We start from the raw sequence: 26,911 nt of genomic DNA on the forward strand, positions 1-26,911 counted from the left end.
GGCCCTGTCTCGGCGGGTGGGCCCGCTCTCGACGCCAGGAACGACCCCGGTCAGCCCAGCGTCGCGACCACCGACGCGACCCGGCGCTCCCGGGTCGCACCGGTCTTCGCGCCCTCGACCGCCAGGACGTGGGCGCGCTGCTTCGAGTACGACAGCGCCGCCCACGCCTCGGCGACCACGGGGCCGCCGGCGGCGAGCGCGGCCGCCAGGTCCGCCGGCACCTCGACGGTGCGGGGCGCGTCGTCCACCGCGAGGTCGACCTCGACCGGCTCGCCGGCCTCGATGCCGGCGGCGGCCCGGTTCGCCGCCGAGACGCCCACCCAGTACCCGCCCGAGTACGGGGCGATCGACCCGCGGTAGGCGTGCCCGTTGATCGTGACGACGACGGGCACCCGCTTCCCGCGGCCGAGCCCGGCGACGACGTCCTCGGGCACCTCGATGCCGGTGGTCGTGCCGCCCGTGGCGACGAGGGTGGTGCGCAGGGTGACCATGCGGGACCTCCGGGGTCGTGGGCCGCGGCGCGGCTGCGCGCCGAGCGTAGCGCCGCGGCGCGCGAGGCACCCCGTGCGCCGTGGCAGGCTTGTCCCCGCGCCGCGACCCCGCCGGCGCCGACCGCGCCGCGAGGCGCCGACCGACGGGAGAGCTGGTGCAGCGCTGGACGGACCTCGCGCAGGTCCCGGCGGACTTCGGGCCGTCGGTCGTCACGGTCGGCAACTTCGACGGCGTGCACCGCGGCCACGTCGGCGTGCTGACCCGGATGGTCGCCGACGCCCGCGCGGTGGGCGCCCGCTCGGTCGCCGTGACGTTCACGCCGCACCCGCAGCAGGTGCACCGCCCCGACACCGCCCCGCCGCTGCTCACCGGCGACGCCGACCGGCTGGAGCTCCTCGAGCAGACCGGCCTCGACGCCGTGCTGCTGCTCACGTACACCCTCGACTTCGCGCAGCAGACCGCCGAGGAGTTCGTCCGCCGTTACCTCGTCGACGGGCTGCACGCGCGCACCGTGGTCGTCGGCCGCGACGTGCGGTTCGGGCGCGGCAACGCCGGGGACCTGGCGACGATGGTCGAGCTGGGGGAGCGGTTCGGCTTCGCGGTCGAGGTGATCGAGGACGTCGCGCCGGACCCGGCCGACGACGACCCCGCCGCCGCCCTCGCCGACCCGCTGCGCCGCCGCTGGTCCTCCACCTGGGTCCGCGAGCTGCTGGTCGCCGGCGACGTCCGCCAGGCCGCCCGCGTGCTCGGCCGCCCGCACCGGATGCGCGGCACCGTCGTGCACGGCGACAAGCGCGGCCGCGACCTCGGGTTCCCGACGGCCAACCTGTCCCAGGACGCGACCGGGATGGTGCCCGCGGACGGCGTGTACGCCGGGTGGCTGCGGCGGCCGGCCGTGCCCGCCGGGTCGCCGGACGCCGTGCTGCCCGCGGCGGTGTCGGTCGGCACGAACCCGACGTTCGCCGGCCTGCAGCGCCGGGTCGAGGCGTACGTGCTCGACCGCACCGACCTCGACCTGTACGGCGAGGAGGTCGTGCTGGAGTTCGTCGAGCGGCTGCGGCCGACGCTGCGGTTCGAGTCGGTGGACGAGCTGATCACGCGCATGCACCAGGACGTGGCGGGCGTGCGCGAGGTCCTGGCCGGCGCCGCCGGCTGAGGGCCCGGCGGGCCCCGGGTCCGGCACCCGCACCTGGTAGACTCGCACAGCCGTCAGAACGGCCGCGGAACGAGAGCGCCCGGGTGGACCTGCCCCGGAGCACCGCGCAACGAGACAATCCAGGAGAGTCGTGCCCCTCGACAGCGCCACCAAGAAGTCCATCATGGCCGAGTACGCCACCCACGAGGGTGACACCGGCTCGCCGGAGGTCCAGATCGCCCTGCTGACGCAGCGCATCAACGACCTGAACGAGCACCTCAAGACGCACAAGCACGACCACCACAGCCGCCGCGGCCTGCTGCTGCTGGTCGGCCAGCGTCGTCGCCTCCAGGGCTACCTGCAGAAGGTCGACATCGACCGCTACCGCAGCCTGATCCAGCGGCTCGGCCTGCGCCGGTGACCGCCTGACCGGCCCGGACCCCGATCGGGGTCCGGGCTGGTCCTGCGTCGGCCCCGGGAGGGGCCGGCGTGCACCACCTCAGCACCACTCTCACTCCGCGCCGGTCGACGCGTCCGGTCCTCGGTAGTGGTTCCCGGAACGCGTGTCCGGGTGCCTCGATCGAAGACCGCCGTGACCGGTCCGGCGCCTTCGAGACAAAGGAGGGCACCCGTGGAGGGTCCCGAGATCCAGTTCGCCGAGGCCGTGATCGACAACGGTCGCTTCGGCACCCGCACCGTCCGCTTCGAGACGGGCCGCCTGGCCAAGCAGGCCGCCGGCGCCGCGATGGCGTACCTCGACGGCGAGACCGCGCTGCTGTCCGCCACGACGGCGGGCAAGCACCCCAAGGACCAGTTCGACTTCTTCCCGCTGACGGTGGACGTCGAGGAGCGGCAGTACGCCGCCGGCAAGATCCCCGGCTCGTTCTTCCGCCGCGAGGGCCGCCCGTCGACCGAGGCGATCCTGGCCTGCCGGCTGATCGACCGCCCGCTGCGCCCCCTGTTCGTCAAGGGCCTGCGCAACGAGGTCCAGGTCGTCGTCACCGTCCTGGCGATCCACCCGGACGACGCGTACGACGTGCTGGCGATCAACGCCGCGTCCATCTCCACCCAGATCTCCGGCCTGCCGTTCTCCGGCCCGGTCGGCGCCGTGCGGATCGCGCTGATCGACGGCCAGTGGGTCGCGTTCCCGCGGTACACCGAGCGCGAGCGCGCGACGTTCGAGATCGTCGTGGCCGGCCGCGTGGTCGAGGGCGGCGACGTCGCGATCGCGATGATCGAGGCCGAGGCCCCGGAGAAGTCCTGGAACCTCATCAAGGACGAGGGCGGCACCGCCCCGACCGAGGCCGTCGTGGCCGAGGGCCTCGAGGCGGCCAAGCCGTTCATCAAGGTCCTGGTCGAGGCGCAGCAGCAGCTCGCCGCGCAGGCCGCCAAGGAGACCCGCGACTTCCCGACGTTCCCGGACTACCAGCCGGACGCGTACGAGGCCGTCGAGGGCGCCGCCGAGGCGAAGATCCGCGAGGCCATGCAGATCGCCGACAAGCAGACCCGCGAGGGCCGCCTGGACGAGATCAAGGCCGAGGTCCTGGACCAGCTCGCCGCGTCCTTCGAGGGCCGCGAGAAGGAGCTGTCCGCGGCGGTGCGCTCGGTGACCAAGAAGGTCATCCGCCAGCGCATCCTCACCGACGGCTTCCGCATCGACGGCCGCGGCCTGCGGGACATCCGCACGCTGTCCGCCGAGGTCGAGGTCCTGCCCCGCGTGCACGGCTCGGCGCTGTTCGAGCGCGGCGAGACCCAGATCATGGGTGTCACCACGCTGAACATGCTCCGCATGGAGCAGCAGCTCGACACGCTGTCGCCCGAGACGCGCAAGCGCTACATGCACAACTACAACTTCCCGCCCTACTCGACCGGTGAGACCGGCCGCGTGGGCTCGCCGAAGCGGCGCGAGATCGGGCACGGCGCCCTCGCCGAGCGCGCGCTCATGCCGGTGCTGCCGTCGCGCGAGGAGTTCCCCTACGCGATCCGCCAGGTGTCCGAGGCCCTCGGCTCCAACGGCTCGACCTCGATGGGCTCCGTCTGCGCCTCGACCCTGTCGCTGCTGAACGCGGGTGTGCCGCTGCGCGCCCCCGTCGCCGGCATCGCCATGGGCCTCGTGTCCGACACGGTGGACGGCGAGACCCGCTACGCGGCGCTCACCGACATCCTGGGCGCCGAGGACGCGTTCGGCGACATGGACTTCAAGGTCGCCGGCACCCGCGAGTTCGTCACGGCCATCCAGCTCGACACCAAGCTCGACGGCATCCCCGCCTCCGTGCTGGCCGACGCGCTGACCCAGGCCAAGGAGGCGCGCCTCGCGATCCTCGACGTCATCAACGAGGCGATCGACACGCCCGACGAGATGTCGCCGAACGCCCCGCGCGTCATCACGGTGAAGGTCCCGGTCGACAAGATCGGCGAGGTCATCGGCCCGAAGGGCAAGATGATCAACCAGATCCAGGAGGAGACCGGCGCCGACATCTCGATCGAGGACGACGGCACGGTCTACATCGGCGCCACCGACGGTCCGTCGGCGGAGGCCGCGCGGGCGGCGATCAACGCGATCGCGAACCCGCACATGCCGGAGATCGGCGAGCGCTTCGTCGGCACGGTCGTCAAGACGACCACCTTCGGCGCGTTCATCTCGCTCTCGCCGGGCAAGGACGGTCTGCTGCACATCTCGCAGATCCGTCGCCTCGTGGGCGGCAAGCGGGTCGAGAAGGTCGAGGACGTCCTCGGCGTGGGCCAGAAGGTCCAGGTCGAGATCGGCGAGATCGACCCGCGCGGCAAGCTGTCGCTGCACGCGGTGGTCGAGGAGTCGGCGGAGGGCTCGGACGAGTCCGCCGCTGCTGAGCCGGCCGACGCCTGACGTGCCGCTGGACCTCCCGCTCGTCGCGCCCGGCACCCCGGGCAGCGACGTGACCGCCGGGCAGGCGGGTGACGGATCCGTCCGTCGCTCCGTCCTGCCCGGCGGGGTCCGCCTGCTCACCGAGCACGTCCCCGGCGTGCGGTCCGCGTCCGTCGGGGCGTGGGTCGGCGTCGGCTCCCGGGACGAGTCGGACGGGCACCACGGCTCGACGCACTTCCTCGAGCACCTGCTGTTCAAGGGCACCGCGCGGCGCACCGCGATGGACATCGCCGAGGCGTTCGACGAGGTCGGCGGCGAGGCGAACGCCGCCACGGGCAAGGAGCACACCTGCTACTACGCCCGGGTGCTCGACGAGGACCTGCCGATGGCGGTCGACGTCATCGCGGACATGGTGACCTCCGCACGCCTGGACCGCGACGAGCTCGAGACCGAGCGCGGCGTGATCCTCGAGGAGCTCGCCATGAACGACGACGACCCGAGCGACGTCGTGCACGAGCGGTTCGCCACCGTCGTGCTGGGCGACCACCCGCTCGGCCGGCCGATCGGCGGCACGCCGGACACCATCCGCGCCGTGCCCCGGGACGCCGTCTGGGAGCACTACCGGCAGCACTACCGCCCGGACACGCTGGTCGTGACCGCGGCGGGCAACGTCGACCACGACGTCCTGGCCGAGCAGGTCGCCCGGGCGCTGCGCGACGGCGGCTGGGACCTCGCGGAGGGCGCGGCACCCGCCGCGCGCCGCGGCGCGTCCGCGGCGCTGCCGGTGACCGCCGGCGCCTCCGAGCTGACGGTGCGCCGCACCACCGAGCAGGGCAACGTCATCGTCGGGGGCACGGGGCTCACCGCCACCGACCCGCGCCGGTTCACGCTGTCCGTGCTGAACGCGGCGCTCGGCGGCGGGATGTCGTCCCGGCTGTTCCAGGAGATCCGCGAGAAGCGGGGCCTGGCGTACTCGACGTACTCGTTCGCGTCCGGGCACGCCGACACCGGCGTGTTCGGGCTCTACGCGGGCTGCGCGCCGGCGAAGATCGACGAGGTCACCGAGCTGCTGGTCGCCGAGCTGGAGCGGCTCGCGGACGGCGGCATCACCGACGCCGAGCTGCGCCGGTCGGTCGGGCAGCTGTCCGGCAGCCTGGTGCTCGGCCTGGAGGACTCCGGGTCGCGGATGAGCCGGCTCGGCAAGTCCGAGCTGGTGCACGGCGAGCTGCTGTCCACGCAGGAGTCGCTCGACCGGGTCCGCGCGGTCACGGCCCGCGAGGTGCAGGAGCTGGCCGCCGACCTGGCGTCGCGCCCCCGGTCCGTGGTCCGGGTCGGGCCGTTCGGCGACTGACGCCGGCGCACGTCCGCCCAGGAGCCGGGTCCCCTCGCGGGGGCCCGGCTCCTGCCGTTCCCGGGGGTGCGCCCCGGCGACGGGGGTGCCGGGCCGGAGGTCCCGTTCCGCCGCGCGTCGCGCGGGACGATGATGAGGGCATGGCCGCCGTCACCTCCACCCGCCGCTCCGTCGCCGTCGCCCCCCGGTCGCCGGGGCTGGTCGAGGCGTTCTGGGTCGCCCGTGCGGCGCACGCCGCCCCGCCGCGGGTCGCGCTGCCGGACGGCCGCCCGTCCGCCGTCGTCCGGCTCGGCGCGCCGGTGCGCTGGGTCGACCCGCTGACCCGCGAGGCGGAGACCGTCGGCAGCGTGCTGCGCGGGCCGCGCGTCGTGCCCGGGGTGGTGCTGCCCGCCGGGGACGCCGAGTCCTGGGAGGTGGGTGCCCGCCTGGCGCCGTGGGCGCTGTCCGCGCTGCACCCCGCGGGGTTCCTGGTGGACGAGCACCGCCCGCTGGGCACGGCGCTCGGCCTGGACGAGCCCGCGCTGGCCGCGGGCATGCGCGCGGCCTGGGACGCGGCCGCGGCCGTCGGCGAGGCCGCCGCGGCCGCCGCCTGCGTGGCGGTGCTGGAGGACGCGCTGGCCGCGGCCGTCCGGCGCCCCGTGCCGCCCGCCGAGCGGGACGCCGTCGACCGGGTCGCCCGGTACGCCGACGCCGAGCGCGGGCTGGTCCGGTCGGTCGACCTGGCGCGGGAGGTCGACCGCTCGCTCGCCGGCCTGCACGCGCTGCTCGCCGCGCACGTCGGCCTCAGCCCGTCGGCGTTCCTGTCGACGGTCCGGCTGTCTTGCGCGGTGCGGGAGCTCGGGGTGGACGACCGCGGCGACGCCGTCGGGGTGGTGCGCGTGCTGCGCGCCTACGTGGACGCCGGCTACCCCCAGCGCGAGGTGGAGCGGTTCACCGGCCTCGGCGCGCTGGACCTGCGCCGGGCCGTGCGCGGCATGGAGGACGTGCTCGCGACCGCATAGGGTGCAGCGGTGACTGAAGCGATCACGGTGGCCGTGCTGGGCGCGGCCGGCCGCATGGGACGGACCGTCGTCGACGCCGTGGAGGCGGCACCCGACCTCGAGCTGGTCGCCGCCCTGGAGCACGGCGACGACGTCGGCGCCGTGGCCGCGACGGGTGCTCAGGTCGCCGTCGACTTCACGGTCCCCGCGGTCGCCGAGGCCAACGTCCGGTCGCTGATCGCGCAGGGCGTGCACGCCGTCGTCGGCACCACCGGCTGGACCGCCGAGTCGCTGGGCCGGGTCGAGGCCGACCTCGCCGGCCGCCCGGGCGTCGGCGTGCTCGTCGCCCCGAACTTCGCGCTCGGCGCGGTGCTGGCCATGGCGTTCGCCGCCCGGGCCGCGCGGTGGTTCGAGTCGGTCGAGGTGGTGGAGCTGCACCACCCGGACAAGGTCGACGCCCCGTCGGGCACGGCGCGGCACACCGCCGCCGCGATCGCGGCCGCCCGGCGGGAGGCGGGGCTCGGACCGGTGCCCGACGCCACCACGACGTCGATCGACGGCGCCCGCGGCGCGGACGTGGACGGCGTGCGGGTGCACGCGGTGCGGCTGCGCGGGCTCGTCGCGCACGAGGAGATCCTGCTGGGCAACGCGGGCGAGCAGCTGACGATCCGGCACGACTCGTTCGACCGGGTGTCCTTCATGCCGGGCGTGCTGCACGCGGTGCGCCAGGTCGGGTCGCGGCCGGGGCTGACGGTCGGGCTCGAGCACTACCTGGACCTGGGCTGACCGCCGTGGGGGAGCCCCGGGACACCGCGCCCGCCTCGTCCGCGCGCCGGCGCACCGGGCTGGTCGCCGCGATCGCCCTCACCGCCCTGCTCGGCCTCTACCTGTGGCTGGTCGCGGGCCGCGCGGTGGCGCTGATCCGCACCGGCGAGCCGGTCGGCGTCGGGCTGGGCGCCGCGTTCGCGCTGCTGCCGCTGCTGGTGCTGGGCCTGGTCGCCCGGGAGTGGCTGCTGGCCGTCGACGTGCAGCGCATGGCCGACACCCTCGCCGCGCGCGGCGAGCTGCCCGTGGACGACCTGCCGCGCAGCCCCGGCGGGCGGATCGACCGCGCCGCCGCGGCCGAGCAGTTCACGGCGGCCCGGGCGGAGGCGGAGGCGGCCCCGCCCGGCGACTGGGGGACCTGGTACCGGCTCGCCTTCGCCTACGACGCGGCCGGCGACCGGCGTCGGGCCCGCGCGGCCCTGCGGCACGCGTCGCGGGTCCACCGCGGCCGCACCCCCGCGGCGGGCGAGACCCCCCGCGGCCTGTCCTGACCCCCCGGGCGCTGCGCTCCCGACCCACGGGTCAGGCGGCGCCCGCCAGGTAGGCGTGCAGGGCGTCCGCCGGCATGGGGCGCGCCACCAGGAAGCCCTGCACCAGCGGCACCCCCGCGGCCCGCAGCGCGTCCAGCTGCGCCTGCGACTCCACGCCCTCGGCGACGACCGTCATGCCCTGCTCGACGGCTATCCGGTGCACCAGCTCGACCAGCAGCGCGTCCAGCGGGTCGTCGAGCATCCCGGCCACCACCGACCGGTCGATCTTGAGCACGTCGACCGGCAGCCGCGAGACCTGCCGCAGCCCGGACATCGCGCCGCCCAGGTCGTCGAGCGCGATCAGTACCCCGGCGGCCCGCAGCGCGTCGAGCGCCCGGAGCGCGCCCGCGACCTGCGCCTCGGAGGCGGCCTCGGACAGCTCCAGGCGGACGGCGCCGTGCGGCGTGCCGGTGGCGTCGAGCACCCGGAGCACCCGCTCGGCCAGGAAGGGCTCCTCCAGCGCGGCGGGGGAGAGGTTCACGTTCACCACCGCCGGGGCACCCTCACCGAGCTCCGCCCGCCACGCCGCCCGGTCGACGCACGCCCGCTCGAGGACCCAGAGGTCGAGCTCGACGGCGAGCCCGGCGCGCGCCGCGCGGTCCAGGGGCGCGACCGGGCCCGCGAGCCGCCCCTCGGCGTCCCGGGAGCGCAGCAGCGCCTCCACCTCGTGCACCGACCCGTCCGCGGTGCCGGCGATCGGCTGGTAGTGGACCTCCAGCGCGTCCAGCTCCAGCCCGGGCAGGGCGGCCAGGCCCGCGAGGCCGACGGGGCCCGGGTCCGCACCGGCCCGCCGGGCCGCGTCCGCCCCCGCCAGCCGGACCCGGTCCCCGCCGGCCTTCTTCGCGCCGTACATCGCGAGGTCGGCCTCGCGCAGCAGCCGGTCGTGGTCCACGAGCGCGCCCGCGCCCAGCGCCAGGCCGACGGACACCCGGGAGTGGGCGGGCACCGGCAGCCCCGGGTCGTGCGCGGCGATCGCGGCCCGCAGCACCTCGCCGAGGTCCAGCGCGCGCACCCGCCAGGAGTCGTCGGGCGTCTGCGGCGGCAGCAGCCGGGCGACCGCGAACTCGTCGCCACCGAGCCGCCCGACCACGTCGCCGGGCTGCGCGCACGCCGCGAGCCGGGTCGCGACCGAGTGCAGCAGCGCGTCGCCGAACGAGTGCCCGAGGGTGTCGTTGACCTCCTTGAGCCGGTCGAGGTCGAGGAACGCCAGCACGACCGCCCCGCCGTCCGCGCGCGCGGCCGCGCACAGCTCCCGGAGGCCCTCGACGAACCGCGCCCGCGAGGTGACGCCGGTCAGGTGGTCGTGCGACGCCTCGTGGGCGAGCTCGGCCGCCAGCGCCTCCATCAGCGTCGTCGGGTCGAGGATGCCGACCGGCCCGCCGTCCGCGCCGGTGACCAGCATGTCCTGGTAGCCGTCGCCGGTGACCAGCCGCTGGGCGGCCTCGGTCAGCGAGGCGCGCACGTCGACCCACGGCACGTCCCACCGGGCCACGTCCGCGACCGGTCGCCGCCCCCACAGCGACCGCCCGAACCCGTACCGGCCGGTCATGGTGGTGAGGAAGTCCTTGCGGGCCACCATCCCGTACGCGCCGCCGGGGTCGCGCGGGGCGACGAGGACCGAGGAGCCGGTCCACCGGGTGCGGAAGCCGACGTCCACCGCCTCGCAGGGGTCGGTCGGGGCGACGACGACGGGGGCGGAGACCAGGTCGGCGAGGGCGCGGCCGCGGTCGGCGCGCCGCCAGGGCGCGCGGGTCTGGGGGGACACGCCCGCACGATCGCCCGCGGCGCGGCCGGCCTGAGCGGTCGGCGCGCGCCGTCGTCGGCTGTTCGCGCCCCGTTCACCGGGGCCGACCCGTCCGGGTGACGGCGTCACCCGCGCGGTCGCGCCCGTCCGGGGCGGAGGTGGCGCGGGCGGTCGGGACCGCCCGCGTCTAGATGCTCGCGCCCCAGAGGTGCTCGGTGATCTCCCGCGGGTCGTCCTGCTCGCCCAGCACGCGGGTCGCGCCGACGTCACCGAGCCCGGCCGAGCCGAGGAACTGCTCGCGCGCGGTGTCGCCCTGCACGACCCAGGTCTGCACGCTGGTCGCCCGGTCCTCGTCGCGCAGCAGGTCGACGACGGCCGCCAGGAGCCGGGAGCCGTGGCCCAGCCGGCGCTCGGCCGGGTCGACCTCGAGCGCGAGGATCTCGCCGCCCGGGGTGTCGTCGCCGGACCCGGGCGGGGCGGTGACGGGCGCGACGGAGACGAACCCGACCAGCCGGGGGCCGTGCATCGCGACCAGCACCCGGTACCCGCGGCCGGGCGGGGAGGCGATGGCGGCGGCCCACTGGTCGGTGACCCGCGCCGGGTCCACCCGGTCCAGGACCTCCGCGCCGACCAGGTCGCCGAGCGTCGCGCGCCAGGCGGCGAGCTGCACCGCCGCGACGGCCCCCTCGTCCCCGGGGACGGCGGGCCGGACGGAGACGTCGGAGGTGGCGGCGAGCAGGGGGTCCATGCTGCTCACAATGCCACGTACAGCGGCTCCAGATACTCCTCGATCCCGGCCTCGCCGCCCTCGCGGCCGATGCCGGAGGCCTTGACGCCGCCGAACGGCGCGCTCGCGTCGGACACCATCCCGCGGTTGATCCCGAGCATCCCGGTCTCGACGCCCTCGGCCAGCCGCATGACCCGGTCGACGTCCCTCGTGTAGGCGTAGGCGACCAGGCCGAACTCCGTCGCGTTCGCGAGCCGGACGGCGTCGGCCTCGTCCCCGAAGGTCACGACCGGCGCGACGGGCCCGAAGACCTCCTCCCGCACCGCGCGGGCGTCCTCGGGTACGCGGTCCAGCACGGTCGGCGGGTAGAAGTACCCCCGCCGGCCGGGTCGCTCGCCGCCGGTCCGCACCCGGGCGCCGTCGTCCGCTGCCTCGGTGACCAGCTCCTCGACCCGGTCGACGGCCGCCTTCTCGATGAGCGGGCCGACGGCGACGTCGGGCGCCGTGCCGGGCCCCATGACGAGCCGCTCGAAGGCCGCGGTCAGCCGGTCGGCGAACTCCGCGGCGACCTCCTCCTGCACGAGGAACCGGTTGGCCGCGACGCAGGTCTGCCCGGCGTTGCGCATCTTGGCGGCGACGGCGCCCTCGACGGCGGCGTCCAGGTCGGCGTCGGCGAACACCAGGAACGGGGCGTTGCCGCCGAGCTCCATCGAGGTGCGCAGGACGTTGTCCGCGGCCTGCTTGAGCAGCGAGCGCCCGACCTCGGTCGACCCGGTGAACGACAGCTTGCGCAGCCGCGGGTCGGCGATCACCGGCTCGGTCAGCGCGCGGGACGACGAGGTGGGCAGGACGTTGACGATCCCGGTGGGCAGGTCGCGCGCGTCGAGCTCCGCCCGCACGATCTCGGCGAAGTACGCGGTGGTCAGCGGGGTGAGCTGCGCCGGCTTGATGACGACGGGGCAGCCGGCGGCCAGGGCGGGGGCGACCTTCCGGGTGATCATCGCGATCGGGAAGTTCCACGGCGTGATGAGCAGCGCGGGACCGACGGGGCGGCGCAGCACGAGCTGGTGGTGCGTGCCCGCGGGCGCCCGCCGGGTCAGGCCGCCGAGGCGCACCGCCTCCTCGGAGTACCAGCGCACGAACTCGGCCGCGTACTGCACCTCCGCGCGGGCCTCGGCCAGCGGCTTGCCGCCCTCGGCGGTGATGAGCGCCGCCAGGTCCTCGGCGCGGGCCACCATCGCGTCGAACACCGCGCGCAGCACGTCGGACCGGGTCCGCGGGGCGACCTCGCGCCACGCCGGGAAGGCGCGGTGGGCCGCGTCGAGCGCCGCGAGGCCGTCCTCGGGCGTGGCGTCGGCCACCTCGAACAGCACGTCGGTGGTCGCGGGGTCGGCCACGGCGAACGTGCCCCGGCCGGTGGCGTGCCGCCACTCGCCGTCGATCAGCAGGCCGGTGGGCGTGTGGGCGGCGACGTACGGCGGCAGCGGCGAGGTCATGGGGCCCAGTGTCGACCCGGACCTCGCCGGGCGGCACCCCGAGATCGGCGGGCGGGAACCCTACGATGGCCCCATGACGACGCCCGCCGGACCGATCGAGACGCCGTACGAGGACCTGCTCCGCCTGGTGCTGGAGACCGGCACCCCCAAGGCGGACCGCACCGGCACCGGGACCCGCAGCGTGTTCGGGCACCAGATGCGGTTCGACCTGCAGCAGGGGTTCCCGCTCGTCACCACGAAGCGCGTCTTCCTGCGCGGCCTGACCGAGGAGCTGCTCTGGTTCCTGCGCGGCGAGCGCAACGCCCGCACGCTGCAGGAGAAGGGCGTGCACATCTGGGACGAGTGGGCGGCCGAGGACGGTGACCTGGGCCCGGTGTACGGGGTGCAGTGGCGGTCCTGGCCGACCCCCGACGGCGGCACGATCGACCAGCTCGCGCAGGTGCTGGACGGCCTGCGCCGCGACCCCGACTCGCGGCGGCACATCGTCTCCGCGTGGAACGTCGCGGACATCCCGTCCATGGCGCTCGCGCCGTGCCACGCGTTCTTCCAGTTCTACGTGGCCGACGGCAAGCTCTCCTGCCAGCTCTACCAGCGGTCCGCCGACCTGTTCCTGGGCGTGCCGTTCAACATCGCGTCCTACGCGCTGCTCACGCACATGGTGGCGCAGCAGGTCGACCTGGAGGTCGGCGACTTCGTCTGGACCGGCGGCGACTGCCACATCTACGACAACCACGTCGAGCAGGTGCGCGAGCAGCTGACCCGGGACCCGTTCCCGGCCCCGCGCCTGGTGCTGCGCAGGGCCCCGAGCCTGTTCGAGTACACCTACGAGGACGTCACGATCGAGAACTACCAGCACCACCCGGCGATCAAGGCCCCCGTCGCTGTCTGACGGCACCGCCCGGCGCCCGCGTCAGGGCAGGCCCAGCCAGCGGAGCAGGGCGGCGGTCGCGGCGGCGAGCAGCACCACGAGGACGAAGGGCGCGCGCAGCAGCAGGGCGACGGCGGCGACCGCCAGCGCCGCCACCCGCGCGTCGAGCACCAGGGCGCCGTCGGTCGTCGCCGTCTGCACCGCGACCAGCGCGGCCAGCAGCGCCGCGGTCACCAGCGCGGCGGTGCGGACGACCCGGGGTCGCTCGAGGAGCGCGCGGGGGACCAGGTGCCCGGCGACCTTCGTGGCGAGCACGACGACCGAGGCGGCCAGCACGGCCCACCACACCGCGAGCCGGCTCACGGGGTCACCACCGGCGCCGCGTCGCGCCCGTCGTCGCCCGGCTCGCCCGCGCCCCGGGGGCCGCCGTCCAGCGCGCCCACGACCACGGCGAGCGCGGCCGCCGCGAGCACCGGCACCCCCGGCGGGGCCACGGGGGTGAGCGCGAGCGCCAGCACGGCGGCCGCCGCGGCCACGACGCGCACGATCCGCGTCGCCCGCGGGTCGTCCCCGGACAGCCGCGGCCACAGCAGCGCGAGGAACGCCGCCCCGGCCGCCGCGTCCAGCCCGTACCGGCGCGGGTCGCCCAGCGCGTCGCCGAGCAGCGCACCCAGGAGCGAGAAGGCGTTCCACAGCACGAAGACGCCCACCCCGGTCCACCAGAACCCGGCGCGGGTCGCGGCGCGGGTCGGCTGCGCGGTCGCCACGGCGGTCGACTCGTCGATCGTCAGGTGCGCCGCGAGCAGCCGCCGCCAGCCGGACGCGCCCAGCAGGGGGGCCACCTGCACCCCGTAGAGGCCGTTGCGCGCCCCGAGCAGCCCCGCGGTCGCCGCGACCGCCCCGATCCCGCCGCCGGCGCCCACGACGCCCACCGCGGCGAACTGCGAGCCGCCGCTGAACATCAGCAGGCTCAGCGCCATCGTCTGCGGGACGTCCAGGCCGGCGGCGACGGACAGCGCGCCGAACGACACGCCGTACAGCCCGGTGGCCACGGAGACGGACACGGCGGTGCGGACGGCCGACCGGACGGCGGGGTCGGACCGGTCCGCGGGGGAGCGGGCAAGCACGCGACGAGGGTAGGACGTCCGGGTCGGGCGGTCGCCCGGGCGTCCACCCGCTGACCGCCCGGTGACGCCGCGGAACCCCAGGTGAACGACCCGGGAAGCCTTGCGGAACGCACCCCGGGAGGGGTCGTCCCCGGTGGCGCGGCCGGGGCAGGGTGTCCAGGGCCGGCGACGGAGCGGGCCAGCACCTGCCCCCTCGTGAAGCGGACTCCTCCCCGTGACCTCTGCCGACGTCCTCGCCCCGCCACCGGCGGCCGCCCTCTCGGGCGCCCCCCGGCGGCGCGGGGCGCTCCAGTCGCACAAGCGCCGGTCGGCGCTGCTGTGGTTCCTCCTGCTGGCCGGGCCCAACGTGGCCCTGCTGCTGGTGTTCGTCTACCGGCCGCTGATCCAGTCGTTCTACCTGTCCACGCTGCAGTGGAACCTCGGCTCGCCCGTCGCCCGCAGCATCGGGCTGGGCAACTACGTCGAGCTGTTCACCTCGCGGAACTTCACGCAGGTCGTGACGACCACGGTGGTGTTCACCGTCGCCACGGTGGGCGGCGCGATGCTGCTGGGCCTCGGCCTGGCGGTGCTGCTCAACCAGAAGCTCCGCGGCCGCGGCTTCGCCCGGACCGTGGCGTTCGCGCCCTACGTGCTCTCGGGCTTCGCGGTCGGCATCCTCTGGCTGTTCATCTTCGACCCGCGGTACGGCCTGATGCGCGAGGTGCTGAGCTGGATCGGGGCCTCCTCGCCCCAGTGGTACACCCAGCGCCCCTGGCCGCTGGTGATGGTGATCGTCGTCTACCTCTGGAAGAACCTCGGGTACGTCGCGCTGATCTACCTGGCCGGCCTGCAGTCGGTCCCGCAGGACCTCAAGGACGCGGCGGCCCTGGACGGCGCCTCGTCGTTCCGGACGCTGCGGTCGATCATCCTGCCGCTGCTCACCCCGACGTCGTTCTTCCTGCTGGTCACGATGATGCTGGCCTCGCTGCAGTCGTTCGACATCATCAAGGCGATGACCCAGGGCGGGCCGCTCGGGTCGACCACGACGCTCATGTACTCCGTGTACCAGGAGAGCTTCGTCAACGGCCGCGCGGGCTACGCCTCCGCCGTTGCCACCGTCCTGTTCCTCGTGCTGCTGGCGGTCACCGCGGTGCAGATGCGGTTCGTCCAGCGGAAGGTCCACTACGCATGAGCGTCCTGACGCCCCGTCGCCCGGCCGCCGAGGCCGCGACCCCGCCCGCGGCGCCCACCCGGCGCGACGTCCGGCCCACCGCCGCGTCGTCCCGCCCGGGCCGCCGGCAGCGCCCGCACGTCGCCAGCTACCTCACGATGGTCCTCGCGACGATCGTGCTCGGCGCCCCGCTGATCTGGATGCTGCTCGCCAGCCTCAAGACCTCCCAGGAGCTGTACCAGTTCCCGGTGCAGTGGCTGCCGGGCGCGCCGAGCCTAGACAACTACGCCCAGGCCGCGGACACCGTGCCTCTCGGCAGGCTGCTGCTGAACAGCGTCGGCCTGACCGTCGTCGGTGCCGGCCTCAAGGTGGTCCTCGGCCTCACCTGCGCCTACGCGCTGGTGTTCCTGGAGCTCCCGTTCAAGCGGGTCGTGTTCGGGCTGGTCATCGCCACGCTGATGATCCCGCCGCAGGTCACGATCATCCCGAACTACACCCTGGTCGCCGACCTCGGCTGGCTGAACACCTACCAGGGCATCCTCGTCCCGGGCCTGGCCAGCGCGTTCGGCACCTTCCTGTTCCGCCAGCACTTCCTGACGCTGCCCGCCTCGATCCTGGAGGCCGCGGAGCTGGACGGCGCCGGCCACTGGCGCAAGCTGTGGCGGTTCGTGGTCCCGATGAGCACGCCGACCATCGCGGCGGTCACCCTCGTGTCCGTCGTCACCGAGTGGAACGACTACCTCTGGCCGTTCCTGGTCATCGACCGCGCCGACAAGATGACGCTGCCGATCGGCCTCACCCTGCTGCAGAACATCGACGGCCTGACCAACTGGGGCGTGCTGCTGGCCGCCACGGTCGTCGTGACCCTGCCGATCCTCGTCGTCTTCCTGGTCCTGCAGCGCCGGCTCGTCGCCGGCCTCACCGCGGGCGCCGTCACCGGCTGACCCGCCCGGAACGTGGCCGGTCCGCCGGCCGCCTGAGACGGCCGCGCCCCCGCGCGACCGTCAGCCCCCGAGCGCCGCGACGCGGCGCGCGAACCCCCGAAGGAGCACCACCGTGTCCCACCCCCGCAGGCGCCGCCGCAGCACCATGGCCATCGCCGCTGCCGTCGCCGGCACGACGCTCGCGCTCACGGCGTGCGGCGGCCCGTCGACCGCCGCCTCGTCCGACGAGTCCGCGGCCGCCGAGGCGACCGACTGGTCGCAGGTCGAGCCCGCGTCCGAGATCACCTGGTGGAGCAACCACCCCGGCCAGTCCCAGGCCGTGGAGGAGCAGCTCATCGCCGACTTCGAGGCCGAGAACCCGGACATCAAGGTCAACCTCGTGACCGCCGGCGCCAACTACGACGAGGTCGCCCAGCGCTTCCAGGCCGCCTCGCAGACGGACGAGAAGCCCGACCTCGTCATCGCGTCCGACGTCTGGTGGTTCCGGTACCACCTGAACGACCAGATCATGCCGCTCGACGACGTGTTCGAGGCGCTCGACGCCGACGCGGACGACTTCCAGCAGGGGCTGTACGGCGACTACGAGTACGACGGCCAGCACTGGGCCGCGCCGTACGCGCGCTCCACGCCGCTCTTCTACTACAACAAGGACATGTGGGCCGCCGCGGGCCTGCCCGACGAGGGCCCGGAGTCCTGGGAGCAGCTCCAGGAGTGGAGCACCGCCCTCGAGGCCCAGGTCCCGGCGGAGGGCTCGCCGTTCGGCCTGTCGCTCGGCACCTCCTGGTCCGCGTGGTGGTTCGAGAACATGATCTGGGGCCAGGGCGGCGAGTACTCCGACGAGTTCGACGTCACGCTCGACTCCGAGGAGGCGCTGGCCGGCGGCGAGTTCCTCCGCGGCCTGTTCCACGGCGACGACGCGATCGCCACGGTCTCGGCGGACGACTCGATGGCGGACTTCGCGTCCGGCCTCATCGCGTCGACCATCGGCTCGACGGGCTCGCTGAAGGGCGCGCTGGACGCGGCCTCGTTCGAGGTCGGCACGGCGTACCTGCCGGACGGCCCGGCCGGCGGCGGCACGCCGACCGGCGGCACCGGCCTGGCGATCTCGTCCTCCAGCACCCCGGAGAAGCAGCTCGCCGCGGCGATGTTCCTCGAGTTCCTCACGAACACCGAGAACACCGCGACGTTCTCCCAGGCGACCGGCTACATGCCCGTGCGCACCTCGGCCGTCGAGTCCGACACGATGAAGGCCGTGTACGAGCAGTACCCGCAGTTCCGCACCGCGGTCGACCAGCTGGCGGAGAAGGCGCGCCCGCAGGACTACATCCGCGTGTTCGTGCCGGGCGCCGACGCGCTGCTCACCGACGCGCTCGAGCAGATCGTCCTCGAGGGCACCGACCCGGCCGAGGCGTTCGGGTCCGTGACGCCGCAGATCGAGACGGCGTACACCGAGAACGTCGAGCCGTACCTGTGACCGGACCCGTCACCGGTCCGGTCGCCGGGGCCGCCCACCTGGGCGGCCCCGGCGCCGGGGCGCCGGCGATCGTCGCGCACCGCGGCAACTCGGCCGTCGCGCCGCAGAACACCCTCGCGGCGTTCGAGGCGGCGTGGCGCGCCGGCGCGCACAGCATCGAGATCGACATCCAGCCGACGGCCGACGGCGAGGTCGTGGTCATCCACGACGACACCGTCGACGCCACCACGGACGGGCAGGGCGTCGTCACCGAGATGACGCTCGACGCGGTGCGCGCGCTGGACGCGGGCTCCTGGTTCGCGGCCGCCTACGCCGGGCAGCGGGTCCCGACGTTCGCCGAGGTGCTGGACCTGATGGTCCGCCGCCCGGGCATCGACCTCCTGCTCGAGCTCAAGGGCGCCTTCACGGTCGAGCAGGTCCGGCCGGTCACCGACGCGATCCGCGCCGCCGGGCTCGCCGACCGGGTGATCGGGCAGTCGTTCTGGCCGGAGTCCGTGCGGGCGCTCGCGGCGGCGGACCCCGACCTGCGCCGGGGCCTGCTGATCTTCCAGGTGCCCGAGGACGGCGGGGTCGACGAGGTGGTCCGCGTCGCGGGCGAGCTCGGCGTCATGACCGTCAACCCGTACGGCCCGCTGCTGGTCGAGCACCCGGACCTGGTCGCGCGGCTGCACGCCGCCGGCCTGCAGGTCCAGGTCTGGACGCTCAACGAGCCCGAGCACTGGGCGGCCGCGGTCGCCCTGGGCGTCGACGCGGTCATCACCGACCGCCCGGACCGCCTGGCCGGCTGGCTCGCGGCCCGCGCGTCCTGAGGACACCTCCGCCCCGCGCCGGGGCCGGTCACCCCGGACGGGTGCGACCGGCCCCGGCGCGGGGCGGTACCGTGGAGGCCATGCTCCCCGCCACCCCGTCGCGTCCCTTCGGCGCGGTGCTCACCGCGATGGTGACGCCCATGCGGGAGGACGGCTCGGTCGACCTCGACGCCGCCGTCTCCCTCGCCACGCACCTCGTGGACCACGGGCACGACGGCCTGGTGCTCAACGGCACCACCGGGGAGTCGCCGACCACGCACGCGCCCGAGAAGGCCGACCTCGTGCGGGCCGTCGTCGACGCCGTGGGGGACCGGGCGACGGTCGTCGCCGGCGCCGGGTCGAACGACACGCTGCACGCCGTCCGGATGGCCGAGCAGGCCGCCGAGGCCGGCGCGGACGGCCTGCTGGTCGTCGCGCCCTACTACTCGCGCCCGTCGCAGCCCGGCCTGGTCGCGCACGTGACCGCCGTCGCCGACGCGACCCCGCTGCCGGTGATGCTCTACGACGTGCCCGGCCGCACCGGCGTCCGGTTCGCGCACGAGACGCTGGTCGAGCTCGCGCAGCACGACCGCGTCGTCGCGATGAAGGACGCCACCGGCGACCTGTACGGCGCCGCGAAGGCCGCCGCCGCGACCGGGCTCGCCTGGTACTCCGGCGACGACTCGCTCTACCTGCCGTTCCTGGCGCACGGCGCCGCCGGCATCGTGAGCGTGGTCGGCCACGTCGCCGGCCCGCAGCTCGCCGCGCTCACCGCGGCCCACGACGCGGGCGACCACACCCGCGCGCTCGAGATCTTCCTGTCGATCGCACCGGCGATCGACGCGCTCAACGGCCGGGGTTTCCAGGCGGTCGCGGCCAAGGCCGCCGTCTGGTCCCTCGGTCTGGTCCCGTCCCGACACCTGCGGCTGCCCAACGTCGCCGCGTCGGACGAGGACGTCGAGGCGGTGCGCGCGGGCCTTGCTGCCGCGGGCATCGCCGGCGTCCTGTCCGCCTGATCCAGGAGAAGCATGTCCCACCCGCACCCCGACCTCGCCCTGCCGCCCGCCCTGCCCGACGGGGGCCTGCGCATCGTCGCCCTCGGCGGCCTCGGCGAGGTCGGCCGCAACATGGCCGTCCTCGAGTACGGCGGCCGCCTGCTCATCATCGACTGCGGCGTCCTGTTCCCCGAGGACCACCAGCCCGGCGTCGACCTGATCCTGCCGGACTTCAGCTACATCGCCGACCGCATGGACGACGTCGACGGCATCGTGCTCACCCACGGGCACGAGGACCACATCGGCGCCGTGCCGTACCTGCTGCGCCTGCGCCAGGACATCCCGCTGATCGGCTCGCAGCTGACCCTCGCGTTCGTCGAGGCCAAGCTCAAGGAGCACCGGATCACCCCGCTGACCCACGCGGTCAAGGAGGGGCAGACCGAGCAGGTCGGCGCGTTCTCCTGCGAGTTCGTCGCCGTCAACCACTCGATCCCGGACGCGCTGGCCGTCGCGGTCACCACCGGCGCCGGCACCGTGCTGCACACCGGCGACTTCAAGATGGACCAGCTCCCGCTCGACGGCCGGATCACCGACCTGCGCGCGTTCGCGCGGCTGGGGGAGAAGGGCGTCGACCTGTTCATGGTCGACTCCACCAACGCCGAGGTGCCGGGCTTCGTCAGCCCCGAGCGCGAGATCGGCCCGGTGCTGGACAACGTGTTCGCCACCTCCGCGCGCAAGATCGTCGTCGCGTCGTTCTCCTCCCACGTGCACCGCGTGCAGCAGGTGCTCGACGCCGCCGCCGCGCACGAGCGCAAGGTCGCCCTGGTCGGCCGCTCGATGATCCGCAACATGACGATCGCCGCCGAGCTCGGCTACCTCAAGGTGCCGGACGGCGTGCTGGTCGACGCCAAGCGCCTGGACGACGTGCGGGACGACGAGCTCGTGCTCATGTGCACCGGGTCCCAGGGCGAGCCCATGGCCGCGCTGTCCCGGATCGCCAACAACGACCACAAGATCTCGGTCGGCCCCGGCGACACCGTCATCCTCGCGTCGTCGCTGATCCCCGGGAACGAGAACGCGGTGTACCGCGTCATCAACGGCCTGACCCGGCTCGGGGCGCGCGTGGTGCACGGCGGCAACGCCAAGGTGCACGTCTCCGGCCACGCCAGCGCCGGCGAGCTCCTGTACTGCTACAACATCCTCCGGCCGCGCAACGTCATGCCGGTGCACGGCGAGGTCCGGCACCTGGTCGCGAACGGTGCGCTCGCCGTGAAGTCGGGTGTGCCCGCCGACCGCGTGGTGCTCGCCGAGGACGGCGTGGTCGTGGACCTGGTGGACGGCCGCGCGTCGGTCGTCGGCGCGGTGCCGTGCGGGTACGTGTTCGTCGACGGCTCGTCGGTCGGCGGCATCACCGAGGCCGACCTCAAGGACCGCCGGATCCTCGGCGACGAGGGCTTCATCTCGATCTTCGCCGTCATCAGCTCCACCGACGGCAAGGTGCTCGGCAAGCCGCAGATCCTCGCCCGCGGCGTGGCCGAGGACGACAAGGTGTTCGACGCGATCCTGCCGGACGTCACCGCGGCCCTCGAGGAAGCGTCGCGCGGCGGGGCGGTCGACACCCAGCAGCTGCAGCAGGTGGTGCGGCGCGTGGTCGGGCGCTGGGCGTCCAACCGGCTGCGCCGCCGGCCGATGATCATCCCGGTGGTCGTGGAGGCCTGACCGGTCGCCGCTCCACCCCGGACGGCCCGGGTGCGCACCCCGCGAGGTGCGTGCCCGGGCCGTGCTGCGTGCCGGGGCGCGTGGCGTGGTCAGGCCGGGTCGGCGCCGCGGAAGGCGGCCAGGCGCTCGTGCTGCGCGGCGACCGCGCGTCGGAGCCGCGCGTCCCACGGCACCCACGGGTCCAGCTCCAGCGCCAGCCGCCTGCCCCGGGACCGCGGGCGCCACGTGCCGACGACCTCCCCGCCCGCGAGCACCGCGCCCGGGCGGCCCAGCACGGGCCACAGCGCCTTCGCGCGGGCCGGGTCGGGGACGAGGACGTGCCGGTCGCGGGCCTGGAGGAACAGGTCGTAGGGGCCGAGCAGCCGCACGACGGGGCCGTCGTCGTCGCCGGGAGGGTCGGCCGCCGCGGGCAGCGCGGGCAGGTCCCCGGCGAGCACCGACGCCGGCGCCCCGTCGACCTCCACCGGGACGGCGTCGGCGGGCCACCGCCGCGTGACGTCGGCCACCGGCGCGTCGAGGAACGCCGCCACGTCCTTCGGGGTCGTGGGGCCGAGCAGGTGCAGCACGCCGCGGACGAGGTCGTGCGGTCCGTCGTCGTCGGTGGCGTCGCCGTCGTCCCCGCGGCCGCCCCGCGGCCCGGCCGTGCCCTCGTCCCGGTCCACCGCGCCGACCTGGCCGGCCGGGAAGCCCGGCGACCGGCGGAGCACCGGGGGAGAGGTGCCCGGCTCGAGCTCCAGCCCGGCGTGCAGCGCGCCGAGCCGGAACGGCATCTCGAACATGTGGGTCGCCCCGCACGGCCGGCACCAGCGGAGGTAGGGCTCGTCCAGCTCGGCGGTCATCCGGGTGGACAGCGCCCCCTTGCCCGTGGGCTCCACGACGACCTCGCGCATCGTGCGCGCGACCCGCGCGAGCCCGTCGACCGGCCGGATGCCGGCGGCGCGCAGCGGCTTGGCCGCGTCGTAGATCCGCCTGCCCGCGTCCGCGTCCGAGTACGGCCGCAGGGCGCGCTGCACGGCGGGCAGGTCCGCGCGCCGGTACGCGTGCGGGGCGCCGCGGACGCTCCACGCCATCGCGAGGTCGTCCGGCCACGCGCCGGCCGACACCGGCACGCCGCGCAGGGCGAGCGCCCACAGCGCCCCGTCCGGCCCGGTGTCCTGCGCGCCCGCGTCGAGCACGGCGGCATCGGTCACGGCGCGCGCGGCGTCGGGCACCCGGTCGAGCTGCTGCGCGCGGACGCGGTACCGGCGGACCTGGTCGGCGGTGACGCGGTCGGACATGGCCCGAGCGTCCCACCCCGCACCCACACGCGGCACCCCTGGGCGCCTCGCCGCCACCCGCCGAGCGTGCACTCGTCGTGGGGTTCGTGAGCCCGGAACCCCGCAACAGCTGCAGGCTCGTGGGCGCCGTGGGCGCCGTGGGCGCCGTGGGGGTCGCCGGGGCGGGCCGGCGGGCCCGGCGGGATCGGTGCTGTGCGGCGCCGGGTGGCTGTGCCGCGCGTCACCGACACGCACCGCACCGGCGCGGGCTCCCGGCCCAGGTCGAGCGTGCCCGCTACCGTGAGGATCATGGCCGCCCGTCCGTCCTCCACCGCCACCCGTGCGGCTGCGCCGTCGTCGCGCGCCCGCACCGCGGCACCGGCGGCGCGCGCGTCCGGCTCCGGCTCCCGCGGCTCCGCCAAGACGCCGCCGCCCCCGCCGCGCCCCGCCCTGCCGATCCGCATCGTGCGCGGCATCTGGATGGGCTGCGCGCACGTCGTCGGCGGCGCGGCCCGCCGCGTCGGCCACGGCGCGCGGGACCTCGACCCGGCGCTGCGCCGCGACGGCGCCGCGTTCTTCCTGATCGCGCTGGCGATCGTCGTCGCCGCCCGCGAGTGGTGGGGCCTGGAGGGCATGGCGGGCGACGCCGTGCACGTCGTCGTCGCCGGCACGTTCGGCCGGGTCGCCGCGGCGGTCCCGGTGGCGCTGGTCGGCATCGCCGTCCGCCTCATGCGGCACCCCGACCGGAACCAGGCGAACTCCCGCATCGGCATCGGCGTCACCGCGATCACGCTCGCCGCCTGCGGGCTCGTGCACGTGCAGCAGGACCTGCCCGCCCCGTCCGGCGGCTTCGAGGCGGTCCGCGACGCGGGCGGCATCGTCGGCTACCTGGTCGGCACGCCGCTGGTCAGCCTGGTGACCGTCTGGGCGACCGTGCCGCTGCTGGTGCTGCTGGCGTTCTTCGGCGTGCTGGTCGTCACCGCCACGCCGGTGAACCAGATCGGGCCCCGGCTGCGCGCGCTGTACGACCGGCTCACGGGCAACCACCGCACGGACGAGGTGGAGGACGACGACGCCCCGCTGGTCATCAACGCCGGGCACACGGCGGTCGACGAGCCCCCGGCCAAGCCGTCCCGCCGCACCCTCATGGACCGCCTGAAGAAGCGCGCCGCGGCCGACCCGGACACCGACCCCGCCCTGGACGGGTACGCCGGCGACGAGGCCTTCGAGCGCGCCGCGTACGTCGAGCGGATGCGCCGCGAGGAGGAGGACGCCACCGCGCTGCTCGACGCGGCCGACGCCGAGGACGAGGTCCCGCCGAGCACCGCCCCGACGCAGGCCGTCACCGCGGTCGGTGCCGTGCCCGCGGCCGCCGAGGCCCCCGCGGCCCGGCCGGAGCCCGTCGCCCCGCCCACCACCGGGGTGCCGCGCGGCGAGCAGCCGATGCTCGGCGGCGACGTGCTGTACACGCTGCCGGACGAGAACGCGCTCGCGAAGGGCCAGCCGCACAAGGTCCGCTCCGCCGCCAACGACCGCGTGGTCGAGGCGCTGACGAGCGTGCTGGAGAACTTCGAGATCGACGCCCAGGTCACCGGGTTCACGCGCGGTCCGACCGTGACGCGCTACGAGGTCGAGCTCGGCAAGGGCGTCAAGGTCGAGCGCGTGACCGCGCTGTCCAAGAACATCGCCTACGCCGTGGCGTCGGCGGACGTGCGCATCCTGTCGCCGATCCCCGGCAAGTCCGCCATCGGCATCGAGATCCCGAACACCGACCGCGAGACCGTGTCGCTGGGCGACGTGCTCCGGTCCAGCGCGGCGCGCCGCTCCGAGCACCCGATGGTGATCGGCGTCGGCAAGGACGTCGAGGGCGGCTACGTCACGGCGAACCTCGCCAAGATGCCGCACATGCTGGTCGCGGGCGCCACCGGCGCCGGCAAGTCGTCGTTCGTGAACTCGATGATCGTGTCGATCCTCATGCGCGCCACGCCCGACCAGGTCCGCATGGTGCTCGTCGACCCCAAGCGCGTCGAGCTGACGATCTACGAGGGCATCCCGCACCTCATCACCCCGATCATCACGAACCCGAAGAAGGCCGCGGAGGCCCTCGAGTGGGTGGTGCGGGAGATGGAGGCGCGGTACGACGACCTCGCCATGTTCGGGTTCAAGCACATCGACGACTTCAACGTCGCGGTCAAGGCGGGCAAGGTCAAGCCGCTGCCCGGGTCCGAGCGCAAGATCGCGCCGTACCCGTACCTGCTGGTGATCGTCGACGAGCTCGCCGACCTCATGATGGTCGCGCCGCGCGACGTCGAGGCGTCGATCCAGCGCATCACCCAGCTCGCGCGCGCCGCCGGCATCCACCTGGTCCTCGCGACGCAGCGCCCGTCGGTCGACGTCGTCACGGGCCTGATCAAGGCCAACGTGCCGTCCCGCCTGGCGTTCGCGACCTCCTCGCTCACCGACTCCCGCGTCGTGCTGGACCAGCCCGGTGCCGAGAAGCTGATCGGCCAGGGCGACGCCCTGTTCCTGCCGATGGGTGCCGCGAAGCCGATGCGCACCCAGGGCGCCTGGGTGTCCGAGTCGGAGATCCACGCCGTCGTCGCGCACGTGAAGCAGCAGCTGAAGCCGGTCTACCGCGAGGACGTGGCCGTCACGGCGGCCAAGAAGCAGGTGGACGAGGACATCGGCGACGACCTCGACCTGCTGCTGCAGGCCGCCGAGCTCGTGGTCACCTCGCAGTTCGGCTCGACGTCGATGCTGCAGCGCAAGCTGCGGGTCGGGTTCGCCAAGGCCGGGCGCCTGATGGACCTGCTGGAGTCCCGCGAGATCGTCGGGCCCTCCGAGGGGTCGAAGGCGCGCGAGGTGCTCGTGCAGCCGGACGACCTCCCGGGGACGCTGGCGATGCTGCGCGGCGAGCCGGAGCCCGGCGGGTCCGCGGGCGGCGCACCTGCGGCGGCCGACGACCGGTACGCCGCGCCCGAGGGCCGGATGCCCGGCGAGCCGCCCGAGGCCGTCGACTACTTCGACGACGCGGACGACCTGCGCTGACACCCCCCGGCGGCCCGGTGGGTGCCGGGCCGGGCCCGCGCCGCGGGCCGTGGTCCGCGCCCGCTGCCCGTAGGCTGTCCGGGTGAGCCGCCCTTCGCCGATGAACGTCGCCAACGTCGTGACGGTGCTGCGCATCGCCGTCGTGCCGTTCTTCGCCTGGGCCCTGCTGGTCGACGGCGGGGAGGACCCGCGCTGGCGCTGGGTGGCCGCGGGTATCTTCGCGCTCGCCGCCGCCACCGACCGGCTCGACGGCTACCTGGCCCGGCGGCTCGGCCTGGTCACGGACCTCGGCAAGCTGCTGGACCCGATCGCCGACAAGGCGCTCATCGGCACGGCGCTGGTCGGGCTGTCCTGGATCGGCGACCTCAGCTGGTGGGTCACCGGGGCGATCCTGGTGCGGGAGATCGGCATCACCGTGATGCGGTTCTTCCTGCTGCGGTACCTGGTCCTGCCCGCCTCGCGCGGGGGCAAGATCAAGACCGTGCTGCAGTCGGTCGCCGTCGGGCTGTTCCTGCTGCCGCTGTCCGAGCTGCCGACCGCGGTGCTCGTGGTCGCGAGCGTCCTGATGGGGGCCGCGGTCGTGGTGACGCTGGTGACCGGCGCCGACTACGTCCGCACGGCGGTGCGGGTGCACCGGGAGCACGCCTCCGGCGCGACGCCCGAGGCCACCCGGCACGCCGCGGCCACCGGGACGACGTCCCCGCACGGCGACCCGGCGTGACCGCGGGCACGGACCCGGCTGACCCGGCCGCCCGGGCCCCGGGGAGCCCGGGCGCGGGGGAGCCCGCCGCGGCCCTGCTGGCCGCCCTGCGCGAGCGCGGCTGGACCGTCGCCACCGCGGAGTCCCTGACCGGTGGCCAGGTCGCCGCCACCCTCGTCGACGTGCCCGGGGCGTCCCGGTCGCTGCGCGGCGGCGTCGTCGCCTACGCCACCGACGTCAAGGGCTCGGTGCTGGGCGTGGACGCCGACCTGCTCGCCGCGCACGGGGCGGTGCACCCCGACGTCGCCCGGCAGATGGCCGAGCGCGTGCGCGGCCTGCTCGGGGCCGACGTCGGCCTGGGGACCACCGGGGTGGCCGGTCCCGACCCCCAGGACGGGTTCGCGCCCGGGACGGTGCACGTGGCCGTCGCGACCCCGGAGAGCACGGTCGTCCGCACGCTGTCGCTGCCGGGCGACCGCGCCGCCGTCCGCGCCGCGACCTGCACCGCCGTGCTCGTCGAGGCGCTGTCCGCGGTGCGCACCGTCGGCGCCGCCTGACCCCCGGGAACACGCGGGGGCGTGCAGGCGTTGTGGAGATCGTGATGAACACCAGGCCCACCAGCCGTCCCGCCGCTGCCCGTCGTGGCGGCGACATGTACGGTGGGAGCCTCCCCACGCGGGGCCACAAGGGTGCCGCGCTCGTCCGGACCGCCCCGCA

The 26,911-nt window shown here is 75.3% G+C and carries 24 protein-coding genes; 17 read left to right on the forward strand and 7 right to left on the reverse strand.

Annotation, left to right across the window (positions count from 1 at the left end; all coding sequences use genetic code 11):
- Positions 1 to 50 precede the first annotated feature (50 nt).
- Positions 51 to 491: a YdeI/OmpD-associated family protein gene (locus tag FS882_RS11085; protein ID WP_158373124.1), complete on the reverse strand. Its 441-nt coding sequence runs from the start codon at positions 489 to 491 to the stop codon at positions 51 to 53.
- Between the two features lie 155 nt (positions 492 to 646).
- On the opposite strand from FS882_RS11085, the gene FS882_RS11090 reads away from it, so the two are divergent.
- The 7 genes from FS882_RS11090 to FS882_RS11120 all read left to right on the forward strand — a co-directional run bounded on the left by FS882_RS11090 (position 647) and on the right by FS882_RS11120 (position 8,119).
- Entirely contained in the window at positions 647 to 1,648 is a 1,002-nt protein-coding gene (locus FS882_RS11090; RefSeq protein WP_158373125.1) for a bifunctional riboflavin kinase/FAD synthetase, read from the forward strand.
- A gap of 130 nt (positions 1,649 to 1,778) precedes the next feature.
- On the forward strand, positions 1,779 to 2,048 hold the full coding sequence (gene rpsO / locus FS882_RS11095; RefSeq protein WP_154730160.1) for a 30S ribosomal protein S15: 270 nt from the start codon (positions 1,779 to 1,781) through the stop codon (positions 2,046 to 2,048).
- A gap of 210 nt (positions 2,049 to 2,258) precedes the next feature.
- Positions 2,259 to 4,493, forward strand: a complete 2,235-nt coding sequence (locus FS882_RS11100; protein WP_158373126.1) for a polyribonucleotide nucleotidyltransferase — start codon at positions 2,259 to 2,261, stop codon at positions 4,491 to 4,493.
- A 1-nt stretch (position 4,494) separates the two neighbouring features.
- Positions 4,495 to 5,823 (forward strand): M16 family metallopeptidase, encoded by a 1,329-nt coding sequence (locus FS882_RS11105; RefSeq protein ID WP_158373127.1) that lies wholly within the window; start codon positions 4,495 to 4,497, stop codon positions 5,821 to 5,823.
- Positions 5,824 to 5,963: 140 nt separating this feature from the next.
- Positions 5,964 to 6,824 carry a hypothetical protein gene (locus tag FS882_RS20990; protein ID WP_187365261.1) on the forward strand — a complete coding sequence of 287 codons (861 nt, stop codon included), beginning with the start codon at positions 5,964 to 5,966 and terminating at the stop codon, positions 6,822 to 6,824.
- Between the two features lie 9 nt (positions 6,825 to 6,833).
- The gene (gene dapB, locus FS882_RS11115; protein WP_158373128.1) at positions 6,834 to 7,589 is read left to right on the forward strand and encodes a 4-hydroxy-tetrahydrodipicolinate reductase; all 756 of its coding nucleotides are present in this window, start codon (positions 6,834 to 6,836) and stop codon (positions 7,587 to 7,589) included.
- Between the two features lie 5 nt (positions 7,590 to 7,594).
- Positions 7,595 to 8,119 (forward strand): hypothetical protein, encoded by a 525-nt coding sequence (locus FS882_RS11120; RefSeq protein WP_262348225.1) that lies wholly within the window; start codon positions 7,595 to 7,597, stop codon positions 8,117 to 8,119.
- Between the two features lie 31 nt (positions 8,120 to 8,150).
- Here the strand turns inward: FS882_RS11120 and FS882_RS11125 are convergent, their stop codons facing one another.
- The 3 genes from FS882_RS11125 to FS882_RS11135 form a co-directional block, all read right to left on the reverse strand.
- A complete protein-coding gene (locus tag FS882_RS11125) occupies positions 8,151 to 9,923 on the reverse strand; it encodes a putative bifunctional diguanylate cyclase/phosphodiesterase (protein WP_158373129.1) in 1,773 nt (590 codons plus the stop codon).
- A gap of 166 nt (positions 9,924 to 10,089) precedes the next feature.
- Positions 10,090 to 10,650 (reverse strand): GNAT family N-acetyltransferase, encoded by a 561-nt coding sequence (locus FS882_RS11130; RefSeq protein WP_158373130.1) that lies wholly within the window; start codon positions 10,648 to 10,650, stop codon positions 10,090 to 10,092.
- A 5-nt stretch (positions 10,651 to 10,655) separates the two neighbouring features.
- A complete protein-coding gene (locus FS882_RS11135) occupies positions 10,656 to 12,125 on the reverse strand; it encodes an NAD-dependent succinate-semialdehyde dehydrogenase (protein ID WP_158373131.1) in 1,470 nt (489 codons plus the stop codon).
- Positions 12,126 to 12,198: 73 nt separating this feature from the next.
- On the opposite strand from FS882_RS11135, the gene FS882_RS11140 reads away from it, so the two are divergent.
- On the forward strand, positions 12,199 to 13,014 hold the full coding sequence (locus FS882_RS11140) for a thymidylate synthase (RefSeq protein WP_158373132.1): 816 nt from the start codon (positions 12,199 to 12,201) through the stop codon (positions 13,012 to 13,014).
- Positions 13,015 to 13,035: 21 nt separating this feature from the next.
- Here FS882_RS11140 and FS882_RS11145 read toward each other — a convergent pair whose 3' ends face one another.
- Together FS882_RS11145 and FS882_RS11150 are read right to left on the reverse strand one after the other, a co-directional pair.
- Positions 13,036 to 13,356, reverse strand: a complete 321-nt coding sequence (locus FS882_RS11145; protein WP_158373133.1) for an AzlD domain-containing protein — start codon at positions 13,354 to 13,356, stop codon at positions 13,036 to 13,038.
- On the reverse strand, positions 13,353 to 14,120 hold the full coding sequence (locus tag FS882_RS11150; protein WP_158373134.1) for an AzlC family ABC transporter permease: 768 nt from the start codon (positions 14,118 to 14,120) through the stop codon (positions 13,353 to 13,355). The genes FS882_RS11145 and FS882_RS11150 overlap by 4 nt, the downstream gene beginning before the upstream one ends.
- Before the next feature lie 214 nt (positions 14,121 to 14,334).
- Here FS882_RS11150 and FS882_RS11155 point away from each other — a divergent pair, with 214 nt between their 5' ends.
- The 6 genes from FS882_RS11155 to FS882_RS11180 all read left to right on the forward strand — a co-directional run bounded on the left by FS882_RS11155 (position 14,335) and on the right by FS882_RS11180 (position 21,190).
- Positions 14,335 to 15,291 carry a carbohydrate ABC transporter permease gene (locus tag FS882_RS11155; protein WP_158373135.1) on the forward strand — a complete coding sequence of 319 codons (957 nt, stop codon included), beginning with the start codon at positions 14,335 to 14,337 and terminating at the stop codon, positions 15,289 to 15,291.
- Positions 15,288 to 16,214 (forward strand): carbohydrate ABC transporter permease, encoded by a 927-nt coding sequence (locus FS882_RS11160; protein WP_158373136.1) that lies wholly within the window; start codon positions 15,288 to 15,290, stop codon positions 16,212 to 16,214. The genes FS882_RS11155 and FS882_RS11160 overlap by 4 nt, the downstream gene beginning before the upstream one ends.
- A gap of 112 nt (positions 16,215 to 16,326) precedes the next feature.
- Positions 16,327 to 17,688 (forward strand): ABC transporter substrate-binding protein, encoded by a 1,362-nt coding sequence (locus FS882_RS11165; protein WP_262348226.1) that lies wholly within the window; start codon positions 16,327 to 16,329, stop codon positions 17,686 to 17,688.
- Positions 17,685 to 18,497: a glycerophosphodiester phosphodiesterase gene (locus tag FS882_RS11170; RefSeq protein WP_262348227.1), complete on the forward strand. Its 813-nt coding sequence runs from the start codon at positions 17,685 to 17,687 to the stop codon at positions 18,495 to 18,497. The genes FS882_RS11165 and FS882_RS11170 overlap by 4 nt, the downstream gene beginning before the upstream one ends.
- Before the next feature lie 80 nt (positions 18,498 to 18,577).
- Positions 18,578 to 19,492, forward strand: coding sequence for a 4-hydroxy-tetrahydrodipicolinate synthase (gene dapA / locus FS882_RS11175; RefSeq protein WP_158373137.1), 915 nt, complete (start codon positions 18,578 to 18,580; stop codon positions 19,490 to 19,492).
- Between the two features lie 12 nt (positions 19,493 to 19,504).
- Complete coding sequence (locus FS882_RS11180; RefSeq protein ID WP_158373138.1) at positions 19,505 to 21,190, forward strand: ribonuclease J; 1,686 nt, start codon at positions 19,505 to 19,507, stop codon at positions 21,188 to 21,190.
- A gap of 89 nt (positions 21,191 to 21,279) precedes the next feature.
- On the opposite strand, the gene FS882_RS11185 is transcribed toward FS882_RS11180, so the two are convergent.
- Positions 21,280 to 22,467, reverse strand: a complete 1,188-nt coding sequence (locus FS882_RS11185) for a DNA glycosylase AlkZ-like family protein (RefSeq protein ID WP_158373139.1) — start codon at positions 22,465 to 22,467, stop codon at positions 21,280 to 21,282.
- A 288-nt stretch (positions 22,468 to 22,755) separates the two neighbouring features.
- On the opposite strand from FS882_RS11185, the gene FS882_RS11190 reads away from it, so the two are divergent.
- The 3 genes from FS882_RS11190 (at position 22,756) to FS882_RS11200 (ending at position 26,751) form a co-directional block, all read left to right on the forward strand.
- Positions 22,756 to 25,494 carry an FtsK/SpoIIIE family DNA translocase gene (locus FS882_RS11190; protein WP_158373140.1) on the forward strand — a complete coding sequence of 913 codons (2,739 nt, stop codon included), beginning with the start codon at positions 22,756 to 22,758 and terminating at the stop codon, positions 25,492 to 25,494.
- A 100-nt stretch (positions 25,495 to 25,594) separates the two neighbouring features.
- Positions 25,595 to 26,215 (forward strand): CDP-diacylglycerol--glycerol-3-phosphate 3-phosphatidyltransferase, encoded by a 621-nt coding sequence (gene pgsA, locus FS882_RS11195; RefSeq protein WP_158373247.1) that lies wholly within the window; start codon positions 25,595 to 25,597, stop codon positions 26,213 to 26,215.
- A gap of 74 nt (positions 26,216 to 26,289) precedes the next feature.
- Complete coding sequence (locus FS882_RS11200; protein ID WP_262348247.1) at positions 26,290 to 26,751, forward strand: CinA family protein; 462 nt, start codon at positions 26,290 to 26,292, stop codon at positions 26,749 to 26,751.
- The last annotated feature ends 160 nt before the right edge of the window (positions 26,752 to 26,911 follow it).

This window comes from Cellulosimicrobium cellulans (assembly GCF_007679345.1).
GTDB classification, from domain to species: domain Bacteria; phylum Actinomycetota; class Actinomycetes; order Actinomycetales; family Cellulomonadaceae; genus Cellulomonas; species Cellulomonas cellulans_A.

Coding starts and splice junctions, on each gene's coding strand:
- FS882_RS11085 (WP_158373124.1), bottom strand. CDS start 491: ATGGTCACCCTGCGCACCACCCTCGTCGCCACGGGCGGCACGACCACC.
- FS882_RS20990 (WP_187365261.1), top strand. CDS start 5,964: ATGGCCGCCGTCACCTCCACCCGCCGCTCCGTCGCCGTCGCCCCCCGG.
- FS882_RS11130 (WP_158373130.1), bottom strand. CDS start 10,650: ATGGACCCCCTGCTCGCCGCCACCTCCGACGTCTCCGTCCGGCCCGCC.
- FS882_RS11135 (WP_158373131.1), bottom strand. CDS start 12,125: ATGACCTCGCCGCTGCCGCCGTACGTCGCCGCCCACACGCCCACCGGC.
- FS882_RS11140 (WP_158373132.1), top strand. CDS start 12,199: ATGACGACGCCCGCCGGACCGATCGAGACGCCGTACGAGGACCTGCTC.
- FS882_RS11160 (WP_158373136.1), top strand. CDS start 15,288: ATGAGCGTCCTGACGCCCCGTCGCCCGGCCGCCGAGGCCGCGACCCCG.
- dapA (WP_158373137.1), top strand. CDS start 18,578: ATGCTCCCCGCCACCCCGTCGCGTCCCTTCGGCGCGGTGCTCACCGCG.
- FS882_RS11180 (WP_158373138.1), top strand. CDS start 19,505: ATGTCCCACCCGCACCCCGACCTCGCCCTGCCGCCCGCCCTGCCCGAC.
- FS882_RS11185 (WP_158373139.1), bottom strand. CDS start 22,467: ATGTCCGACCGCGTCACCGCCGACCAGGTCCGCCGGTACCGCGTCCGC.
- FS882_RS11190 (WP_158373140.1), top strand. CDS start 22,756: ATGGCCGCCCGTCCGTCCTCCACCGCCACCCGTGCGGCTGCGCCGTCG.
- pgsA (WP_158373247.1), top strand. CDS start 25,595: ATGAACGTCGCCAACGTCGTGACGGTGCTGCGCATCGCCGTCGTGCCG.